Here is a 19,341-nt window from a genome sequence, read left to right as displayed (position 1 = left end):
GACAGACATCGTCGGATCCCAGTTCATGGCGTGAGGGGTCGTCGCCACGCGTGGCTCGTCTGGCATCAGTCATCGTGTTCGACGGTACCGAGTCGGCGGGCGCGGTCGACGACGAGGTCGTACATGGTGGTGGTCCTTCATGGATGGCCCGCGTACCGCGTGGCTTGCTCGATCTCAGCTTGCAACCATCGTGGACGAAGGGACGAAGGGACGAAGCGGATCCCACCTCGGTGACCCGACGGACGACCAGCGCTGCGACGGGCTCGCACAGAACCGAATGGTCGGACGACCTGGACGTGGACTCGTCCGATCGGGACCTCTGGCCCTACGACCGTCGCCGGCCTTCGGAGACGATGAAGCAACCAGGAACAGACGAGAGGAATCGACGTGAGAGCACAGCCCGGCGACAAGCTGGTCATCTCCGGACACCAGGTCGGAGAACCGAAGCGGATCGGCATGATCAAGGAGGTTCGAGGCGACGACGGCGGTCCGCCGTACCGGGTGGAGTGGGACGCCGACGGCCACACCACGTTGCTGTACCCGGGACCCGACTGCACGATCGAAGCGATCGGTCACCACGCCGCGGTGGGAGCAGGACGATGAAGGTCCGCGACTTCACGTGGCGAAAGCCCGTCACGATCAGCGTCGACGCCAGCATCACCGACGCTGCGCAGATGTTCTCCGACCAGGGTGTCGGCGCACTGATCGTGCTGGACGCGAACCGACCCGTCGGCGTCGTCACCGACCGCGACCTCGTGGTGCGCGGCGTCGCTCAACGAGTCCCACCCGATGCTCGGATCGACTCGCTGATGTCGATGGGAGTGATCGCCCTCGACGCCGACGAAGAGGTCGACGAGTTGTACGCCGTGTTCGCCCGACACGCGATCAGGCGGGTTCCGGTGGTCGAGCACGATCGCGTGGTCGGCATGATCAGCCTCGACGACGCCATGGTCTCGACCGCCGCGGAACTCACCGACCTCGCCGGCGTCCTGTCCACGCAGATCGCCTTCCCGCATGCGCGGGACGAAGCGTCGCCTCCCGCTGTCGTCCGCGCGTCGTAGTCCAATCGCACCCCTTCGAATGGACCGCTCGATGACGACGATCGAATCGGAACAGGCACGACCCGACGACACCACAGGTCGCCCACTCACCATTGCACTGTCGGAGGTCGGGTCGGCGGATGTGCAACTCGTCGGAGGCAAGGGTGCCAACCTCGGCGAGCTGCTCGGGAGTGGCTTCCCGGTGCCGCCCGGTTTCGTGGTGACCGCCGAGGCGTATCGCCGGTGTGTCGACGACGCCGGGGTCGGCCCCCGGCTCGCGGAGATCTCCGCGCAGGCCGTCTCGGCCTCGCCCGCCGAAGTGTCGCTCATGGCCGAGGAGGCGCGAGGACTCATGTCCCGGGTCGCCGTACCGGACGACCTCGTCGAGGCGATCACCACCGCATACGCGAGTTCCTGCCACGGGCAACGAGTGGCGGTCCGGTCGTCCGCGACCGCCGAGGACACCGCCGAGACGTCGTTCGCGGGAATGAACGAGTCCTTCACGAACGTGACCGAACAGGATCTCGTGCAACGGATCACCGACTGCTGGACTTCGCTCTTCGGTGAGCGTGTCGTCTCCTACCGCGCCGAGCGAGGGCTCGCCGATGACCCGTCCATCGCCGTCGTCGTGCAGGTCATGGTGAGCTCGGAGCGTTCCGGAGTGATGTTCACGTGCGACCCGGCGCGCGGAGACGAGGTGCTGATCGAGGCGGCATTCGGACTCGGCGAGATCGTGGTCTCCGGAAGTGTCGAGCCCGACACGTACCGACTGGACCGCGAGACCGCAAGCGTCCGCGAGATCAGGGTCGGGCACAAGACCCACCAGATCACGAGCGGCGCGAACGGGGACGTCCACGAGCCGATCGACGGCCCCGAGGCGTGGAGGCGCGTTCTGTCCGACCGTGAGATCCACGACGTCGGCTCGATCGGCCTCGAGATCGAGGCTCACTTCGGGAACCCGCAGGACATCGAATGGGCGTACGTCGGCAATGAGCTGTTCATCGTCCAGTCGCGTCCGATCACCACGCTCGGCGATGATCGTTCCGGCGCCGACACCCCATTGCTTCGGGGTCTGGGCGTCGGTGCACGTTCGGCGTCCGGAGCCGTGAGGGTGCTGCACTCACCGAAGGACGGGCATCGGCTGCGCGACGGAGAGGTCCTCGTCGCCGACAAGACATCGCCGGACTGGGTCCCCACCATGCGGCGGGCTGCGGCTCTCGTCACCGACGCCGGCGGAAGCACGTGCCACGCCGCGATCGTGAGCCGCGAACTCGGTCTACCCGCTGTCGTCGGGACGCGACATGCAACGGCGGCCCTCCACGACGGCGACGTCGTCACCGTCGACGCACAGCGCGGCATGGTCTTCGCCGACTCTCGGCACGTCTCCGTTCCGGCGCTGCTGGAACACCCGGCGCCGGCTCGCGGTTCGGCCGAGCCGCTGGCCACCCGGCTCTACGTGAATCTGGCGATCGCCGATCGTGCAGAGGAGGTCGCTGCGCTGGACGTCGACGGTGTCGGCCTGTTGCGTGGTGAGTTCATGGTGACCGAAGCACTGGGCGGCCGGCATCCCCGTGCCCTCATCGCTGCAGGGGGTCAAGGAGAATTCGTTTCGCGGATGTCATCCGAACTCGCCCGCATCGCGAGGGCATTCGCACCGCGCCCCGTCGTGTATCGCACGATGGACTTCCGGTCCAACGAGTTCCGTGGACTCATCGGCGGCGACGAGTACGAACCGGTCGAGCAGAACCCGATGATCGGGTACCGGGGATGCTTCCGATACCTCCACGACACCGAGACGTTCGCACTCGAGCTGGAGACGATCGCGCGAGTTCGGGACGACTTCCCCAACCTGCACGTCATGATCCCCTTCGTCCGGACGAAGTGGGAACTCGAAGCATGCCTCGACGCGATCGCGACGAGCCGATTGGGCCGCCAGTCGGGATTGAAGCTCTGGGTGATGGCCGAAGTCCCCTCGATCATCGCCCGCCTCGAGGAGTACGCAGCACTCGGCATCGACGGCGTGTCCATCGGGAGCAACGACCTCACGCAGTTGATGCTCGGAGTCGACCGGGACTCCGAGGTCCTCGCCGACCTGTTCGATGCGCGGGACCCCGCCGTGCTGTGGGCAATCGAGCACATCATCGCTTCGTGCCAACGCGTGGGCATCACGTCATCGCTGTGCGGTCTTGCTCCGTCAGCGGACCCCGAATTCGCGGAGCTCCTCGTTCGCATGGGCATCACGTCCATCTCGGTCGATGCCGATGCCGTCGACTCCGCCCGTCGCGCGCTCGGCACCGCCGAACGGCGCATCATGCTCGAACACGCTCGAGCCCGTGACCTCTCGACCCTTGAAGACAAAGGAAAGTCATGACCACACACTTCGCACAGAAGCGATCCGAACTCCGAAACGGCTACGTCGAACTCGGCAAGGCCCTTCCCGATGTGATGGCAAGATTCGGCGCACTCCACAAGGCCGCCGTCGCTGACGGCGAACTCGACCACACCACCAAGGAACTCATCGCGCTGGCGATCGGAGTCGCGGCCCGATGCGAAGGGTGCATCGCGCTGCACGTCAGTGCCGCCCTCAAGGCCGGCGCCACGGAGGGGCAGATCCACGAAGCGCTCGGAGTCGCCGTGCTGATGGGGGGCGGGCCTGCATCCGTCTATGCGACCGAAGCGCTCGTGGCGCTCGAGCAATTCGCTGCCGGGAGCCCGCCGCCGGACACGCCGTCGAACTGACCGGTGAGCACGTCATCGACGTCATCGGCCGACGTGCGATCGCCGCGACAGGGAGATGACCTTCGCCCCTGGCCGGTGAGCCCCACTCAGTGGCTCGATGGAGGTGTGGACCCCGGACTTCGAGATCGAGCGACGCCAATCGGCGACACGTCGCCGTGGGACGCCGCTCGTACAGCGCTCGGACTCGTCGGAGCAGAGCCGGACGGTCTCGACCTCAACATCGGTCGCCTGGCCACGACCCGTCACGTCGAAGCAGGCCGGGGCGCGGTGACGGCAATTCGCTGGTTCGGACGAGACGACGCAGAGGTGAGCGACCCGATCGACATCACCTACGAGATGCTCGACCATCGCAGCAGCCGCTTCGCCGGTGGGCTCCGGCGTCACGGGATCGGTCCGGGCGCCGGAGTGGCCACCGTCGCCGGGCGCGTCCCGGAGTTGTACGTCGCCGCCCTCGGCACCCTCAAAGCCGGTTGTGTCTACACACCACTCTTCTCAGCGTTCGGCCCGGATCCGATTGCACAACGCCTCGAACTCGGCGGCACGCGAGTTCTGGTCACCACGCCGGCGCTCTACCGGCGCAAGGTCGCCAAGATCCTCGGCCGCCTGGCCGAGCTGGAACTCGTCCTCATCGTCGGCGCCACCGAGGAGTCGATCACCGACATCGCACCGACCCCGCCTCGCGCCTCGCCGACGGTGATGTCGTTCGGTGTGTTCATCGCCGAAGGACACGACACCTTCGACGCGTCGCCCACGGCAGCCGACACTCCGGCGCTGTTGCACTTCACGAGTGGCACCACGGGCGCACCGAAGGGTGCGTTGCACGTCCACGAGGCGGTCGTCGGCCACGCTGCCACCGCGCAGGTGGTGCTCGACCTGCAGCCGGACGACGTCTACTGGTGCACTGCCGATCCGGGGTGGGTCACCGGAACCTCGTACGGCATCATCGCCCCTCTCGTGACCGGGGCGACGGCGATCGTCGACGAAGCGGACTTCGACGCGCAGCGTTGGTACCGCATCCTCACGGAACAGGCCGTCGACGTGTTCTACACCGCACCAACGGCGATCCGAATGCTGCGACGAGTCGGAGCGGACGTGGCACCCGCCGAGTTCGGCGACCTCCGCCTCGTGGCGAGCGTGGGCGAACCGCTCGACGCAGAGTCGGTCACGTGGGCGACCGGTGTGTTCGGTGTGCCAGTGCTGGATACGTGGTGGCAGACCGAGACCGGGGCGATCATGATCGCGAACCGACGGGGCGACGTGGTGCGGCCGGGGTCGATGGGGCGGCCGGTTCCCGGGATCGACGTGGCACTCCTGGAGCGCGACGTCGACGGGGATCTGGTCCTCGAACCCGACGGTGCGCTGCGATTCGTCGACGACCCGGAGCAGTCCGGCGAGATCGCACTGCGTGCCGGCTGGCCGTCGATGTTTCGCTCGTACCTCGATCGGGACGACAAGTACCGGTCGTGCTTCGTCGGACCCGAACAGGACTGGTACCGCTCCGGTGACCTGGCCCGGCGCGACGAGGACGGATATTTCTGGTTCGTCGGACGCGGAGACGACGTCATCAAGACCGCAGGGCACCTGATCGGCCCGTTCGAAGTCGAGGCCGTCCTCGACGAACACGAAGCGGTCGCCGAGTCAGCCGCAATCGGCACACCCAATCCGACCGTGGGGGCGATCATCAAGGCCTTCGTCATCCTCCACGAGGGTCACGAACCCGACGACGAACTCCGTACCGAGTTGATGGCGCACTGCCGGCGTCGCCTCGGGGCCGCCGTGTCTCCCCGAGAGATCGAGTTCACGGACGACCTCCCACACACACGCAGCGGCAAGATCATGCGACGGTTGCTCAGGGCGAGAGAACTGGGCGAGGACGAAGGTGACACGTCGTCGCTCGAAGCACCGTCGGGTTCGATCGGAGCGCAGCGATGAACTGCTTCAGACTCGATGGGCTCGATGACGCAACGGCGCTGGAACTCCTCGGCGACATGATCCGCATCCGGGTGTTCGAGGAACGCTGCGCGGAGCTGTACGCCGACGCCAAGATCCGGGGCTTCCTCCACCTGTACATCGGCGAGGAAGCGGTCGCCGCCGGTGTCATGAGCGCTCTCACCCCGGACGACAACGTGCTGGCCACCTACCGCGAACACGGCCATGCGCTCCTACGCGGAGTGCCGGCCGAGTCGATCATGGCCGAGATGTTCGGCAAGGCCACCGGATGCTCGGGTGGCCGCGGTGGATCGATGCATCTCTTCGACGCCGAACGGCGCTTCTACGGTGGCAACGCGATCGTCGGAGGTCACCTTCCGCTCGCCGTCGGTTTGGCTCTCGCCGACAAGATGGTGGGGCGCACCGGTGTGACGGCATGCTTCTTCGGGGAAGGCGCCATGGCCGAAGGGGAGTTCCACGAGGCACTCAACATGGCGGCGCTCTGGAATCTGCCGGTTCTGTTCTGCTGTGAGAACAACCGGTACGCGATGGGCACGTCGCTCGAGTCGAGCGAGTCCCAGGTCGATCTGGCGATCAAGGCAGCGGCCTACTCCATGCCCGCATGGGCGGTCGACGGTATGGATCCGCTCGAGGTGGCCCGCGCCGCCCGCCATGCGACCGGCATGATCACCGCCGGTTCCGGCCCCGTGTTCGTCGAGTTCCAGACGTACCGGTTCCGTGCGCACTCGATGTTCGACCCGGATCTGTACCGCAGCACCGAAGAGGTCGACCAGTGGAAGCAACGCGATCCGATCCCCGCCCTCGCCGAGTGGCTCGTCGAACACGGTCGCGCCGACGACATCGAGATCGCAGCACGGTGGGAGGCGGCTCGGTCGGAGACCGATCGAGCCGCCGCGGCCGCAGAGGCCGGTCCGCTCGAACCGCTCGAGGGGTTGACGGACCACGTCACAGCGCCTGCTCGCACACCGGACCGGATCGGAGCAGGACGATGACGCAGACCATTCCCCTGAACGCGGCCGGCGATGACACCACGACCATCGAGACCACGTATCGCGACGCGATGAGAACGGCGATCCGCCAGGCGATGCTCGACGACGAGCGCGTCTTCGTGATGGGCGAGGACGTCGCCGACTACGGCGGCACCTACGCGGTCACCAAGGGACTCCACGAGGAGTTCGGTCGAGATCGCGTCCGCAACACTCCGCTGTCCGAGTCCGGCTTCGTCGGCGCAGGCATCGGTGCAGCACTCGGCGGCATGCGTCCGATCGTCGAGATCATGACCGTGAACTTCAGCCTGCTCGCCCTCGACCAGATCGTCAACACTGCCGCAACGTTGAGGTACATGTCGGGTGGCCAGTTCGGCGTTCCGTTGGTGATCCGGATGACCACCGGAGCCGGCCGACAACTCGCGGCACAGCACTCCCACAGCCTCGAAGCCTGGTACGCACACGTTCCGGGTCTCAGAGTCGTGGCACCGACCACCATCGACGACGCCCGCTGGATGTTGCCCACGGCACTCGCCGATCCCGACCCCGTCATCATCTTCGAGCACAACGCGCTCTACGCCAAGCGTGGCGTGCTCGACAGCGGCAGAGGGCCGGTGGACATCGAGCGGGCGGCCATCCGCCGAGCGGGTGACGACGTCACGCTCGTGGCATCGGCGGGAATGGTCGACAAGGCAGTTGCGGCGAGCGACCAGCTCGCCGAACTCGGCATCTCCGCCGAGGTCATCGACCTGCGCTCGCTGCGGCCCCTCGACGCCTCGACGGTGCAGACGTCGGTCGAGCGCACTCACCATGCCGTCGTGATCGACGAAGGGTGGAGGACCGCAGGGCTCAGCGCCGAGCTCAGCGCGTCGATCACCGAGCGGTGCTTCTGGACGCTCGACGCTCCGGTCAGACGCGTCGCTGCCGCGGAGGTCCCCATTCCGTACGCCTCACACCTCGAGCAGCACGCGATTCCGCAGACAGACGACATCGTCGACGCCACGACACGACTCCTGGAGACCGGCAGATGACCGACACCGAACTGTTTTCATATGCCATGCCGTCGCTCGGCGCCGACATGGACGAGGGTGCCGTCATCGAGTGGCTCGTCGAGGTCGGCGACACGGTCGAACGTGGTCAGGTCGTCGCCAGGGTCGAGACGGAGAAGTCCGACATCGACATCGAGACCTGGCGAGGCGGCACCGTCGCCGAGATCGTGGTGGGTGCGGGTGAGACGGTCCCCGTCGGGACCGTGCTGATGCACCTCCATGCGAACGGGGCCGAACACGGCCCGACGCCGCTGCCATCGCCGGCACCGACGGCGAAGCCGAGGGAGGAGATCAGCTTCCCCCTGGAACGGGACAACTCGTCGAGGGGGCCACGACCCGCTCCGGCCGATCGAGCCCCCCGGGTTCCCCACGAGACGGTCTGGGCCAGTCCGCTCGCCCGCCGGCTGGCAGGCGAACGAGGAATCGCGCTCCTCGACATCGACGGCACCGGCCCAGGTGGTGCGATCCGATCGAGCGACCTTCCCGAGCTCGCTGCGTTGCAGGCCCACTCCGATCACCCACCGACCGCAGCTCACGAGAACGAACCGCGCAGCCGAACGGAACGGATACGTTCGGTGATCGCCGTGCGAATGGCACGGTCGAATGCGGAGATCCCGCACTACCGACTGCAGTACGACATCGATCTCGGTCCCTTGACGGCTCATCTTTCGACGGTCAACGCCGAACGACCCATCGGTGAGCGGATCGTTCCGGCCGCGGCACTCGTTCGTGCGGTCGCACTCACCGCACAGCGCCACCCCGAACTCAACGGGACCTGGCGCGACGGACGGTTTCGACCGGGTCTGGCGGTCAACGTCTCGGTGGCGATCTCCCTGCGAGGTGGTGGGCTCGTGACACCCACCATCCGCCACGCCGATGACGTGACGCTCGACGAGACGATGCGCCTGCTACGCGAGTTCACGACCGTCGCTCGGACCGGGACGTTGCGGTCGGAGTGGACCGCCATCACCAGCTCCATCACGGTGACCAACCTCGGAGATCGAGGCGCCGACCTCGTCCACGGCCTGATCTCACCGCCCGAGGTCGCGCTCGTCGGGTTCGGACGCATCGCCGAGCGACCCATGGTCGTCGACGGTGTCGTCGTGGCGCGACCCGTCGTGATCGCGACCCTGGCCGCCGATCATCGCGCCACCGACGGTGCGATCGGAAGTCGTTTCCTGTCCACACTGGCCAACACACTGCAGCATCCCGAGCAGCTATGAACCCAGGACCGACCGAACACGATCTGAGATCCATCGTCGTGAGCGTGATCACGGCCACGGCGCCCGACGTCGCCGACGACATCGCCACGATCGGCGACGACGTCGACCTGTTCGAAGAGTTCGGCCTCGACTCGATGGACCGGATGAACATCATGACGTCCCTGTCGGAGTCGACCGGTGTCACGATTCCCGACGAGCAATACCCTCGCCTCAACACGATGAACGACCTGATCGGACACCTGTCGTGACCGTCACACCAGGTCACACGTGGACGATCGGACACGACGGCTCCCCGGCGCCTCACATTCAGCGGAGTGGGCGCTCGCCCACGTCGATGGCCGGTCGACCGAACTGGTCCTGGTCCTGGTCCTGGTCCTGGTCCTGGTGCGGTGTTGGCAACTGACCGCTGGCGACTTCCGATTGGCGAGGGACCAGATCGCAGACTTCGCGCCGACCGAAGTCTGTGACGACTTCGGCGACCTCGTCGCCCGAGCGAAGCAGTCGGGCGCCGACGTCTCGCAGCGGATCGTCGTCGGAGGTGCTGCACGGCATCACAGCCGGGTCCCAGTGGCCGCCACGCCCAACGCAGACGGCGGCTTGTCGACGACTGATTGTGACCTTCGGGCCCGCTGGCCACTCGGGCAACTGGAACTGCGAGCGGCACATCATGGTCCGGTGCAAGTGACGTCGGACTCTGGTCTCCAGTCGACGCTTCGCGTCGACTGGAGCCATGGCGACGATCATCGAGTGCAGCGGACTGGTCAAGACCTTCGGTGCGACCTCGGCCCTCGACGGCTTGGATTTGCGGGTAGCCCACGGTGAGGTCCACGGATTTCTCGGCCCGAACGGTTCCGGCAAGACGGTCACCATCCGGGTACTCCTCGGCTTGCTGCGACAGAACGACGGTGAGGCGCGATTGTTCGGAGCGGATCCGTGGAAACATGCCGTCGCGCTGCACCGACGGCTCGCGTACGTTCCGGGCGACACCAACCTGTGGCCCAACCTGACAGGTGGGGAGATCATCGATCTCCTCGGCGACCTGCGCGGCGGGCTCGACGAGACGCGGCGCGATGACTTGATCGAACGGTTCGATCTCGATCCGACCAAGAAGGCGCGGGCCTACTCGAAGGGCAACCGGCAGAAGGTCGCACTCGTCTCTGCGCTCGCGTCCGACGCCGAGTTGCTGATCCTCGACGAACCCACCGCTGGTCTCGACCCGCTGATGGAGGCGGTGTTCCAGGACGTCGTCCTCGACGTCGTGGCGAACGGCCGGACGGTGCTGCTGTCGAGTCACATCCTCGCCGAAGTCGAGAGGCTCTGTGACCGCGTCACGATCATCCGCAAGGGCCGTGCAGTGGAGAGCGGGTCGCTGGCCGATCTGCGTGTCCTGTCACGCACCACGATGACGGCCGGTATCGACGGAGACAGCAGTGCGATTGCGGACCTGGCGGGTGTCCACGAGTTCCGGCGCGACGGGAGCCAGGTGACGTTCGAGGTCGATCACGGCGCGATGTCCGATGTCGTTCGCCACCTCGCCACGTTCGACGTGTCATCGCTCTCGAGCACTCCGCCAACGCTCGAGCAGTTGTTCCTTCGTCACTATGACGACGAACTTCGCTCACTGTCGGAGACGACATGACCATCGACGCTGCCCCCACGGCGTCTTGCTTCGCTGTTCCTTCGGCTCCGGTCGACGCGCGTATCACCGACACGCTCGTCGGCACTCGCCGGTTGATGCGTCTCGTGCTGCGTCGCGACCGCGCTCGGCTGTCGCTGTGGGTCGTCGGTCTGGTCGGGCTGATGGCGGTGTCGGCTCGAAGCATCGCGTCGCTCTACGAGACGCCGGGGCAGATTCGCACCTACGTCGACACCGTCGGTGACAACCCGGCGCTGGTCATGTTCGCCGGGCCGGGGTACGGCTTCGACGACGCCACGGTCGGCGCGATTCTCGTGAACGAGACCTCACTGTGGGTCGCACTCGCGGCCGCACTGATGAACGTGTTCCTCGTGGTCCGTCACACTCGGACCGAGGAAGACACCGAGCGCCTCGATCTGGTCGGTTCCCTGGTCGTCGGTCGACACGCTCCGGCTGCGGCAACTCTGCTGGTGGCCGGGATGGCCAACCTGGCCGTCGCTGTCGGCTGCACCGTCGCGGCGATCGCGTTCGGCTTCGCGACCGCCGGCTCGATCGCCCTGGGTGCGTCGATCGGTCTGACCGGTTTGGCATTCGGCGCTGCATCGGCCGCCGGTGCGCAGGTCGCCAGCACGGGGCGGTCAGCGCTCGGTGCGTCGGTCGGGCTCGTCGGGCTGGCGTTCGTCGTCCGCGGCATCGGCGACGTCGCTGCACCGGCGCTGTCGTGGAGCACCCCGTTCGGTTGGGGTCTGGGCGTGCGCGCGTTTGCGGGGGAGCGGTGGTGGACGCTGCTGGGTCTGGTCGGGTTCGCCATCGGGTTGTTCGTGTTCGCCGTGTGGCTGTCTGCTCGCCGTGATCTCGGGAGCGGTCTGTTGTCGCAGCACACTGGACCTGCCACTGCGTCGCCATCCACACGCCGACCGCTCGGACTCGCCGTGCGGATCCAGCGAGTCGTGTTCGTGGGATGGGCGGTCGGCATCGTGGCGGCCGGATTGGTGTACGGGTCGCTCGCCGACGAGATCGAGGCGATGGTGGCGGACAATCCGGAACTGGCCGACTATTTCGCCGGTGCCGGCGGTGCGACCCTGGCCGAGTCGTACCTCGCGACGACGATGCAGATGATGGCCCTCGTCATCGGCGGCTACGCCATCTCGGCGACGCTGCGGACACGACACGGAGAGATCCGCGGAACGGCGGAGTCGATGCTCGCCACACCCCTGACCCGCTGGTGGTGGGCGGGGAGCACCCTCGTGGTCGCAACGGTGACCAGCCTTCTGCTCGTCGGCGTGGCCGGCCTGACGATCGGGATGTCCTACGCAGCGTCGGTTGGCGACTGGTCGGAGATCGGCACGATGATGGTTGCGGCGTCCTCGGTCGCCCCGACGGTGCTCGTTCTCATCGGGGTGGCCACCATGCTGTTCGGGTGGGTGCCTCGCGCCACGGTCGCTGCGTGGGGCGTATTGGCCTTCGTCGCGATCGTCACGCTGTTCGGACCGGTGCTGCGGCTTCCCGACTGGGTGGTCGATCTCTCACCGCTCGCTCGGATGTCCGCCGTGCCGGCAGAAGACTGGAACACGACGTCCGTCGTCGTGATGATGGTGGTGGCCGCTGCGCTGGTCGCTGTCGGATTGGTCGGCTTCGCCCGCCGTGACCTCGCCACCGGGTGAGCCGTACGAGCTCGTGCTCGCTGCGACATCACCGGTGATCTCCGTTCCGAACCAGGCGGGTGGGTCGAAGACCGATGGACGGGTCGACTACGGTCCGGACCCGAAACCCACCGCAACGCGCTCACAACGACACGACCAGAACGGTCCATCGGGTGCCCGAGATCGGCACGTTGGATCGGTTGATCTGCTCATGATTGATCAACGAGCGGACTTCGACAGGGGGACACGCTCGGACGACGGTCAGCCGCCGCGCAACCAGTCGGGGTCGACGGCGATCTCCTCGGCGGTCATGCCGTAGTAGTCGGCCACCTCGCGAAGCCGTTCCTCACCACGTCCCAGGGTGAAGCGATGCCCGTCGGGATCGATCAGTGTGAAGTCGCGCATGCCGTTCGGACGAGAATCGACAGGTTCGACGATCACGGCACCGGCCTGTTCGTACTCGGCCCACAGCGAGTCGGGGTCCTCGACGTACACGTACGCGGACTGGATCGGTGGCCGTTCATCGCCGTGCCACGCAATGAGCAGGAACATCTCGATTCCTCCGCTCGCCACAGCGGCGATCGCACCATCCGATGTCCGCCAGGCGGCGCGGAATCCGAGGACTTCTTCGTAGTACCGCTCGGAGCGATCGAGATCGGTGACCGGGATCCGGGGCATCACGTGGAGCCAGGCCGACAGGTCGGTGCGGGTGTCGGTGGCGGTCATGGTGTCGTCCTTCGTGTGCGAGTCGACGGCATGCAGGAGTTGGCGGGTTTCGTCGAGACGGGCCTCGAGTCGAGCCCGATGCACACGGAACAACTCGTGGCGCTCCGCGTCGCTGGTTCCCTCGAGGAGCCGACGGATGTCGGCGAGCGGCATGTCCATGGACCGCAACAGCGAGATCGCGCGTCCGGCACCACTCTGGCCTGTGTTGTAGTGGCGGTAGCCCGACTCCGTTCGGCCTTCGGGGACCAGGAGGCCGAGGCGGTCGTAGCGGCGGAGTTGCGGCACACTCAACCCGACGAGTTCGCCGAATGCGCCGATCTGGAGCTGCTCGCCGTTGTCGCTCATGGAGTCATCTTGACGGCCTCACCCGCAACAGGGTCAAGGCTGCGCCTTCGAAACTGCGAGCACAGATCAACGAAGTGGAACACACCCGGCCAGCGATCAGATCGGCACCGATGCGAGGGGCAACCTGCGCGAGATTGCTCGGGCAGGTTGTTGGCCGACCGGCGGACCCTGACGCTCTTCCGGTCACCATGCAGCGGCGTGGATGAAGCTGGCAGCCGGTCGCTCCAGCCACTGAGTGGTTCTCATCACCAACGCCATGTCGGCAAGCTTGGCGGATCGCAGATTCGTGAGCCTGTTCGCCGAGCAATCGAGTTCCGCCGCCAACCCATTCCAGGTCAGGCCCTTGTCGCGACGGGCGACATTGAGCGCAGCGTGCAACTCGCTGAGATCGAAACGCATCAGTCGGTCAGGCCCGACCCTGGGGAGCTGCGTCGGACGACCCCCGACGACAGACCCGGCGACGAAGTCCTCCGGGGCTCGACCGAGCCAGCGCAGCAGAAGCAGCGCGTACTGACACGATGCTGCTCCTCGCATCTCCAGACGCGACAGTGCTCCGCCTCAAATCGGATGATCATTCCGGTGTGCGTTGAGTTCGCTGGACTGTTGCCACAAGGCGTCAGCGAGGTCGTACCACCCCATCTTCCGTGCACGACGCTCGCTGTCGACGGCACACATGAACGCATCGAAGTCGAACGAAGCTTTCGACGTCACGATCGTGACCGTAGCGGTCCGTCCGATGTGCCGACGGACGCCAGGTGCCCAGCAGCGAACAGGTCGTCCATGAAGACGCCAGAGCCGCGGAAGTCGGCAACCGACGACGACCGGTCCGCAGCGCCGATGGGCGTCCAGGTCGTGGGACCGAAGCGCTTCCTCCGTCGGCTGCTCTGCTTAACGGGGAGGCTCGACCAGCTCGCAGAGTCGCTGCACCTCGAACAGGTGACGATGATCATCGACGAACCAGCAGCGACTCACCTGGTCGTCTCTCGAGCGAAATACTGCGCTGCTCTCTTCAGGATCTCACGATCCTGTTTCAGCTCGGCGTTCTCCTGACGCAGCCGTTTCAGCTCCGCTCGCTCGTCTTCGGACAACGCACCGGGAGCGCTTCGCTTCTGATGCTCCTTGACCCACGCAGCGAGCGAGCCGTCCGCGATACCGAGCGACTTGGCGACCTGGGCTCGGGGCCGGTCTCCCGTGAGGAACAGCTCGACCGCTTCTCGACGGAACTCTTCGGGATACTTCGATGGACCACCCATGAGGGCGCCTCCTTCCTCCGCACACAATCGCGTAGAGATCGGTGTCCATCACAGAGGGGCAACATCACCTCGAGAAGAGGTGATCATGCCGACCAGCTACCGGCCCGGGCCAGTCACCCTGCAATCCGACGACGGCGTTCGGGGATCTGCGAGGAGAGATCACATGGCGGCATGGCAGACACGTCGAAGAACGGACCCGTCAGTCCGAGAGGTCGAACGCCGCGGCCCAGAGGTCGTTCTCGGCATAGAGACCAATGACCTGCTCGAGGTCGAAGCTCACGCCGTCGGAACCATCTTCGACAGCGCACGCAATCCACCAATCCGCGCCAGGCAGCCCTGCCGAGACGTACGCACGACACCCAGGTTCCGGCGGCACAGCGGAATCCCTTGCCCGGCATGAGACCCCGCCGTGCGCCGGCTCCCAGAGAACGACGCCGCCATCGACCGGCGTGGAGACCACGACTGCGTCGAACCATCGCCACACCACGACCTCGGGAACGTCCGGACCCGAGGTGACGGCGACCAGATGACCAGGCGCGACCCCCGTTCCATTCGTGGACGGGGAAACGTGGCGGAGAATCGAACCTCGACGACCTCACCGTCGGCCCACACCCGACACGCTCGTTCGTCGACGGACAGGACCCGGTACGCACACAGATGCGGAGTCGTCATCTCCACATCCTCGCATCAGAGCAATCCGACCTACTCGCACGTCTGGCCGCGACGAGCCACTCGGCCGCAGACCCCCGTCCGTCCGTCAGGGATTGAGGAAGCCGCTGACGCCGACGGTCAAGTCACCTGATGACGGATCATCGGCGAAGACGAACGCAAGGCTGGCTTCGTTCCCGGGCGCCAGGAAGTCGACGGTCTGATCCCCGGCGGTCGTTTCACCGTCCACCACGAGTTCGGCGTTCACCTGGACGTTCGCAGCGGTCCGTCCGCCGGTGTTCCTGACGACGACAGTCACATGGAACTCGTCACCGACCTGTTCGACGGCTTCGGTCGACGCCACTGGAGCCGGCGGGTCGTCCTTGTCCGGCCCCAGGAACAGAATCACACCGACGACGACCGCAAGAACTGCGGCGCACAGAGCGAGGGTGACCGACTCGGCGAGCGTGCCTTCCGATCTCACAGCGCCAGTCTCCCGGCCGCTCCGCCGATGGTCGCCGGAAATCCGAGAACGATCATCTGGTCGAGGAGGTTCGATGCCGGCCACACGTCGCGTTGGAACAGCCAGAGCAGGAACGCCGCGACGACGAGGGATGCGAGATACGTCACGATCGTCTCGACACCCGGCGTCTGGAAGATCCCCTCCTGTTCGTGTCGGTCACCCTGTCGGGCGAAGCCCGCAACGAACACGATGGCATACGACGCCACGAGGGAGGTGACGACCACGACCACGAGCCAGGGCGGGTCCATCGACGATGTCAGCATCGGAATCTCGTCCGTCGGAGCGATGCTCAACCCGACGAAGGCCGCACCCAACACCGTCGCTCCCAGCTCGGCGACGCTCGCATTCAGCGGCCTCGTCCCCGAACCGCTCGCGGACGCACCGCCCTCGTCCTTCTCATCGGACAGACCAGGTCTCCCCGACAGGAGGAATCTGGCGACACCGATGCCGAGGCAGAACGGCACCGACTCGTTGACGATCTTGCCCATCGCCGAGAAGGCGGATGTCTCGACGGTCACGACCCTCAGCATCCACAGAACCGTTGCCGACACCACGATGCCGATCGCGAGTGCTTTGACGCTGTCAGCCGCCGCATCTCGCAACCGCACATCCTGGGTACTCCGGAAACCGGCGGTGAGGTTGAGAACGATCAAGACCACGGCGAGGAGGGCCAGGATCAACAACATCTGCGGTGCGTCGGTGTGTTCTCCGACCCACCACAACTCCATGGTGTACAGCAGCGGGACGCCGAACAGAAGACCACCCGAGACGGCACGAACAACCGCAACCAGTTCGTCCTCCCACTGACCCCGGCTCGCGGAATCACGCGCCCGCACGGTGCCGACACTGTCGCCCTCCTCAGTCACCACGGTCGGTGATCCTAGGGATCGTCTCGCAGTCCGCTGCTGGGAGCGCGTTCGGTGGTGCGTCGATTCGGTTCGGACCGTTCACGGCGGTCCGTGTGTCGCTGGCTGCTGCGGGTTGGCTCCTTCGGACGCCGTCGTCGTGGAGGGGGCTGAGCCCGGCGCGCAGAACGAGAACTGGAGCGATCTTTCTGCGGGATGTCGCTTCGACGACGTCGGTGTCGAGCTCGTGCTGGAGATTGGGCGTGGACACGACGATGAGTGATGCGCCGGCGAATGCAGGGGTCACGTCAGCAGCAGTGCTCCCCTCGGCGACGACGACGATGTCGTCGAACCGGTCGGTGGTCGCTGGTCGAATGGCGACGGCTCGTACACGACGTCGGAGCCCCTTGGAGATGCTGAGAGCCAACTCGATGGCGGCCACGTCGGTTGGTTCATCCGGGAGCCAGACTGCGACGGGTCCGTCGCTGAGGGTGGCGACGGCTTCTGCGTTGAGGACGACCAAGATGTCGGCATGGTTCGACCGGAGCAGGTCGCCGACGAGGCCCCCGAATGGGCGGTCGCGTCGGTATGGATCGTTCGATCCGACGATGAGAATGTCGATCGCCTGTTGTCGAGCGAGCACGCTCAGATCAGTGCTCGAGTCGGTGCCGATGCGGGTGACGATCTCGGTACCGACGCCGTCGTCCTCGAGTTCTCTGGCGAGTCGTGTGAGGTTGGCTGCCGCAGCGCTGGTGGCGATGCGATCGCTGAGACGCAACGTCAGCCGCTCCCGCGCCGGTGGTGGGATCACAGACGCCAGCACGACCCGGAGCGTCTGCCCATTGTCGCCACGCAACCAGCTCGCGACCCGGATGAGCGAACGTGCGGCGTTCGGGTCGGCGACTCCGACCATTGCTCGTCGACCGGCGTAGTCGCGACGAGCGGCATCCAGGTGATGGCGCGTCTTGATGTCGCGTTCGACCATCTTCCTCGGGTAGAGCACGGACAGGATCGGAGTCGTCATGAACGTGGTGAGCAACGCCATCAGCACCATGATCGTGAAGAGTGCAGGGGAGATGACGCCGAGTTCCATCCCGATCGTCAAGATGACGATCTCGGTGATGCCGCGAGCGTTCATCAGCACGCCGATCACTGCCGACGAGCGGAGTGACTCGCCCGCTGCGAGCCCGGCGATCAACGACCCGCCGATCTTGCCGCCGATCGCGACTGCGACGATGAGTCCGGTGAGCAGCCAGAGTTCGCGGCCGGACACGAGACCGATCTGGGTGGAGAGTCCGACGACCGCGAAGAAGATCGGCAGGAGCAACAAGACCGTGACGTCTTCGAGCCGATCGACGATGCGCGTCGTGATCGAGGGAGCGCGAGGAAGGATCGCTCCGAACATGAACGCACCGAAGATGGCGTGGATGCCGATGAGTTCTGTCGTCCAGGCCGAGAGGAACAGCCCGACGATCACGAACGACATGGCCGAGGCACCGACGGGTTCGTGTCTGCCCCGTGTCTGCAACAAGCGTTTGGCAGTCGGCTGCACGACGGACACCATCGTCGCCACGAAGGCGAGTGCGAATCCGACGGTCAGGATCGCATCCGTCGGGCCGCCCGCCTTCACGATCGCGACGACAACGGCCAGTACGCACCATGCAGTCACGTCGTCCACCGCAGCACACGCGATCGTGATCGCTCCGAGCCGCGTCTTGTTCAGGCCGGAGTCCGACAGGATTCGAGCGAGCACGGGAAATGCCGTGACCGCCATCGCTGCACCCATGAAGAGGGCGAAGCCAGTGAAGTCGCCACTGCCGACCAACGGGTAGACGAGGAGTGCCGAGCCGAGGCCGAGCACGAGCGGCACCACGATCGAATAGTGGCTGATCAACAACGCCGTGTGACCAGACCCGCGTATCAGCGCATGATCGAGCTCGAGGCCGATCAGGAACATGAAGAAGATCAATCCGAGCTGAGCGAGCACCCCGAGCACCTCGGTCACCGACGTCGGGAACAGGTAGGCGGTGATCCCCGGGAACACCAACCCGAGCAAACTCGGCCCGAGAATGATCCCGGCGGTGATCTCGCCGATCACCCGTGGTTGGCGGATGAGTCGGAACGCTGATCCGACGAGCCGTGCAGTCACGATCACCGCAGCCACGGCCAGCAGGATCCTGGAGAGCAACGCACCACCGGTCAGGCGTTCGGACGTCGACGTCGACTCCTGCGTGGCGTCGGCGCCGACGACACTCAGCGCCAACCGAGCGCCCTCCACCCGTGCGACCCCGGTGAGACCGACGCCCTCGGCCACCACGATGTCGACGAGGACCTCGACGCGGCCGAGGTCCGAGTCGGCGCGACACCAACCCGACAACGTTGCAGCGCCCGACGTTCGGTCCATGCGACCATCCACCAGGAGTGGCCCGATTCCCGTGTCGATTCGATCGTCGACCTCGTGAATCTGCAGGAACACCCCGGATTGGACGAGCGCCACGCTCTCGCCGAGGCACTGCTCTGCGCCGGCACTCACTTCGCCCCGCGGCGGCGCCTGTGGTGCTCCGGACAGGTCGTTTCCGGCCGGGAGCACCAACAACAGTCCGACTCCGAGGACGACGAAGATGCTCGCATAGGCAACGGCGGCCACCCAGCGCCTCGACGAGTTCACTTCACGGCCCCGTCGAGTCCGCAACGGCGCTGGACGCCGTCGACCTCGTGATCGACCTCACCGCCCG

18 protein-coding genes are annotated in these 19,341 nt (G+C 66.2%); 11 read left to right on the top strand and 7 right to left on the bottom strand.

The genetic code is table 11. The annotated features are described in order from the left end of the window. Positions 1-387: 387 nt before the first annotated feature. From ABJK40_RS10890 to ABJK40_RS10850, 9 genes are all read left to right on the top strand, one after another. Positions 388-603, top strand: a complete 216-nt coding sequence (locus ABJK40_RS10890; RefSeq protein WP_348481347.1) for a DUF1918 domain-containing protein — start codon at positions 388-390, stop codon at positions 601-603. Beyond that, the gene (locus ABJK40_RS10885; RefSeq protein ID WP_348481345.1) at positions 600-1,061 is read left to right on the top strand and encodes a CBS domain-containing protein; all 462 of its coding nucleotides are present in this window, start codon (positions 600-602) and stop codon (positions 1,059-1,061) included. The genes ABJK40_RS10890 and ABJK40_RS10885 overlap by 4 nt, the downstream gene beginning before the upstream one ends. Before the next feature lie 31 nt (positions 1,062-1,092). Further along, entirely contained in the window at positions 1,093-3,411 is a 2,319-nt protein-coding gene (gene ppsA / locus ABJK40_RS10880) for a phosphoenolpyruvate synthase (RefSeq protein WP_348481343.1), read from the top strand. Then, positions 3,408-3,779, top strand: coding sequence for a carboxymuconolactone decarboxylase family protein (locus ABJK40_RS10875; protein WP_348481342.1), 372 nt, complete (start codon positions 3,408-3,410; stop codon positions 3,777-3,779). The genes ppsA and ABJK40_RS10875 overlap by 4 nt, the downstream gene beginning before the upstream one ends. Positions 3,780-3,884: 105 nt before the next feature. Further along, on the top strand, positions 3,885-5,711 hold the full coding sequence (gene acsA, locus ABJK40_RS10870) for an acetate--CoA ligase (RefSeq protein ID WP_348510261.1): 1,827 nt from the start codon (positions 3,885-3,887) through the stop codon (positions 5,709-5,711). Beyond that, positions 5,708-6,721: a pyruvate dehydrogenase (acetyl-transferring) E1 component subunit alpha gene (pdhA, locus tag ABJK40_RS10865; RefSeq protein WP_348481336.1), complete on the top strand. Its 1,014-nt coding sequence runs from the start codon at positions 5,708-5,710 to the stop codon at positions 6,719-6,721. The genes acsA and pdhA overlap by 4 nt, the downstream gene beginning before the upstream one ends. Then, positions 6,718-7,746, top strand: a complete 1,029-nt coding sequence (locus tag ABJK40_RS10860; protein ID WP_348481334.1) for an alpha-ketoacid dehydrogenase subunit beta — start codon at positions 6,718-6,720, stop codon at positions 7,744-7,746. Before pdhA ends, ABJK40_RS10860 begins: the two co-directional genes overlap by 4 nt. Then, the gene (locus ABJK40_RS10855; RefSeq protein ID WP_348481332.1) at positions 7,743-8,987 is read left to right on the top strand and encodes a dihydrolipoamide acetyltransferase family protein; all 1,245 of its coding nucleotides are present in this window, start codon (positions 7,743-7,745) and stop codon (positions 8,985-8,987) included. Before ABJK40_RS10860 ends, ABJK40_RS10855 begins: the two co-directional genes overlap by 4 nt. Positions 8,988-9,025: 38 nt before the next feature. After that, positions 9,026-9,235, top strand: a complete 210-nt coding sequence (locus ABJK40_RS10850; RefSeq protein WP_348481330.1) for an acyl carrier protein — start codon at positions 9,026-9,028, stop codon at positions 9,233-9,235. A gap of 58 nt (positions 9,236-9,293) precedes the next feature. Here the strand turns inward: ABJK40_RS10850 and ABJK40_RS10845 are convergent, their stop codons facing one another. Continuing rightward, positions 9,294-9,539 carry a hypothetical protein gene (locus ABJK40_RS10845; RefSeq protein ID WP_348510260.1) on the bottom strand — a complete coding sequence of 82 codons (246 nt, stop codon included), beginning with the start codon at positions 9,537-9,539 and terminating at the stop codon, positions 9,294-9,296. 178 nt (positions 9,540-9,717) lie between these two features. On the opposite strand from ABJK40_RS10845, the gene ABJK40_RS10840 reads away from it, so the two are divergent. Together ABJK40_RS10840 and ABJK40_RS10835 are read left to right on the top strand one after the other, a co-directional pair. After that, positions 9,718-10,626, top strand: coding sequence for an ABC transporter ATP-binding protein (locus ABJK40_RS10840; RefSeq protein ID WP_348481328.1), 909 nt, complete (start codon positions 9,718-9,720; stop codon positions 10,624-10,626). After that, the gene (locus ABJK40_RS10835) at positions 10,623-12,287 is read left to right on the top strand and encodes a hypothetical protein (RefSeq protein ID WP_348481326.1); all 1,665 of its coding nucleotides are present in this window, start codon (positions 10,623-10,625) and stop codon (positions 12,285-12,287) included. The genes ABJK40_RS10840 and ABJK40_RS10835 overlap by 4 nt, the downstream gene beginning before the upstream one ends. 240 nt (positions 12,288-12,527) lie before the next feature. Here the strand turns inward: ABJK40_RS10835 and ABJK40_RS10830 are convergent, their stop codons facing one another. From ABJK40_RS10830 to ABJK40_RS10805, 6 genes are all read right to left on the bottom strand, one after another. Next, positions 12,528-13,337 carry a VOC family protein gene (locus ABJK40_RS10830; RefSeq protein WP_348481324.1) on the bottom strand — a complete coding sequence of 270 codons (810 nt, stop codon included), beginning with the start codon at positions 13,335-13,337 and terminating at the stop codon, positions 12,528-12,530. Between the two features lie 183 nt (positions 13,338-13,520). Beyond that, positions 13,521-13,871 (bottom strand): hypothetical protein, encoded by a 351-nt coding sequence (locus ABJK40_RS10825; RefSeq protein ID WP_348510259.1) that lies wholly within the window; start codon positions 13,869-13,871, stop codon positions 13,521-13,523. Between the two features lie 434 nt (positions 13,872-14,305). Next, positions 14,306-14,590 (bottom strand): transposase, encoded by a 285-nt coding sequence (locus tag ABJK40_RS10820; RefSeq protein ID WP_348481321.1) that lies wholly within the window; start codon positions 14,588-14,590, stop codon positions 14,306-14,308. A gap of 757 nt (positions 14,591-15,347) precedes the next feature. After that, entirely contained in the window at positions 15,348-15,722 is a 375-nt protein-coding gene (locus ABJK40_RS10815; protein WP_348481319.1) for a CARDB domain-containing protein, read from the bottom strand. Further along, positions 15,719-16,630: a TIGR02587 family membrane protein gene (locus ABJK40_RS10810; RefSeq protein ID WP_348481317.1), complete on the bottom strand. Its 912-nt coding sequence runs from the start codon at positions 16,628-16,630 to the stop codon at positions 15,719-15,721. The genes ABJK40_RS10815 and ABJK40_RS10810 overlap by 4 nt, the downstream gene beginning before the upstream one ends. Then, positions 16,620-19,274: a cation:proton antiporter gene (locus ABJK40_RS10805; protein ID WP_348481315.1), complete on the bottom strand. Its 2,655-nt coding sequence runs from the start codon at positions 19,272-19,274 to the stop codon at positions 16,620-16,622. The genes ABJK40_RS10810 and ABJK40_RS10805 overlap by 11 nt, the downstream gene beginning before the upstream one ends. Positions 19,275-19,341: the final 67 nt, after the last annotated feature.

The sequence above is a fragment of the Ilumatobacter sp. genome (assembly GCF_039969435.1).
Lineage (GTDB): Bacteria > Actinomycetota > Acidimicrobiia > Acidimicrobiales > Ilumatobacteraceae > Ilumatobacter_A.
This window is presented reverse-complemented; position numbering and strand designations above follow the sequence as displayed.

Bases quoted from the DNA above. Each gene is read 5' to 3' on its own strand.
- ABJK40_RS10885 (WP_348481345.1), top strand. From the start codon at position 600: ATGAAGGTCCGCGACTTCACGTGGCGAAAGCCCGTCACGATCAGCGTC.
- ppsA (WP_348481343.1), top strand. From the start codon at position 1,093: ATGACGACGATCGAATCGGAACAGGCACGACCCGACGACACCACAGGT.
- ABJK40_RS10875 (WP_348481342.1), top strand. From the start codon at position 3,408: ATGACCACACACTTCGCACAGAAGCGATCCGAACTCCGAAACGGCTAC.
- pdhA (WP_348481336.1), top strand. From the start codon at position 5,708: ATGAACTGCTTCAGACTCGATGGGCTCGATGACGCAACGGCGCTGGAA.
- ABJK40_RS10860 (WP_348481334.1), top strand. From the start codon at position 6,718: ATGACGCAGACCATTCCCCTGAACGCGGCCGGCGATGACACCACGACC.
- ABJK40_RS10855 (WP_348481332.1), top strand. From the start codon at position 7,743: ATGACCGACACCGAACTGTTTTCATATGCCATGCCGTCGCTCGGCGCC.
- ABJK40_RS10845 (WP_348510260.1), bottom strand. From the start codon at position 9,539: ATGCCGTGCAGCACCTCCGACGACGATCCGCTGCGAGACGTCGGCGCC.
- ABJK40_RS10840 (WP_348481328.1), top strand. From the start codon at position 9,718: ATGGCGACGATCATCGAGTGCAGCGGACTGGTCAAGACCTTCGGTGCG.
- ABJK40_RS10835 (WP_348481326.1), top strand. From the start codon at position 10,623: ATGACCATCGACGCTGCCCCCACGGCGTCTTGCTTCGCTGTTCCTTCG.
- ABJK40_RS10830 (WP_348481324.1), bottom strand. From the start codon at position 13,337: ATGAGCGACAACGGCGAGCAGCTCCAGATCGGCGCATTCGGCGAACTC.
- ABJK40_RS10825 (WP_348510259.1), bottom strand. From the start codon at position 13,871: ATGCGAGGAGCAGCATCGTGTCAGTACGCGCTGCTTCTGCTGCGCTGG.
- ABJK40_RS10820 (WP_348481321.1), bottom strand. From the start codon at position 14,590: ATGGGTGGTCCATCGAAGTATCCCGAAGAGTTCCGTCGAGAAGCGGTC.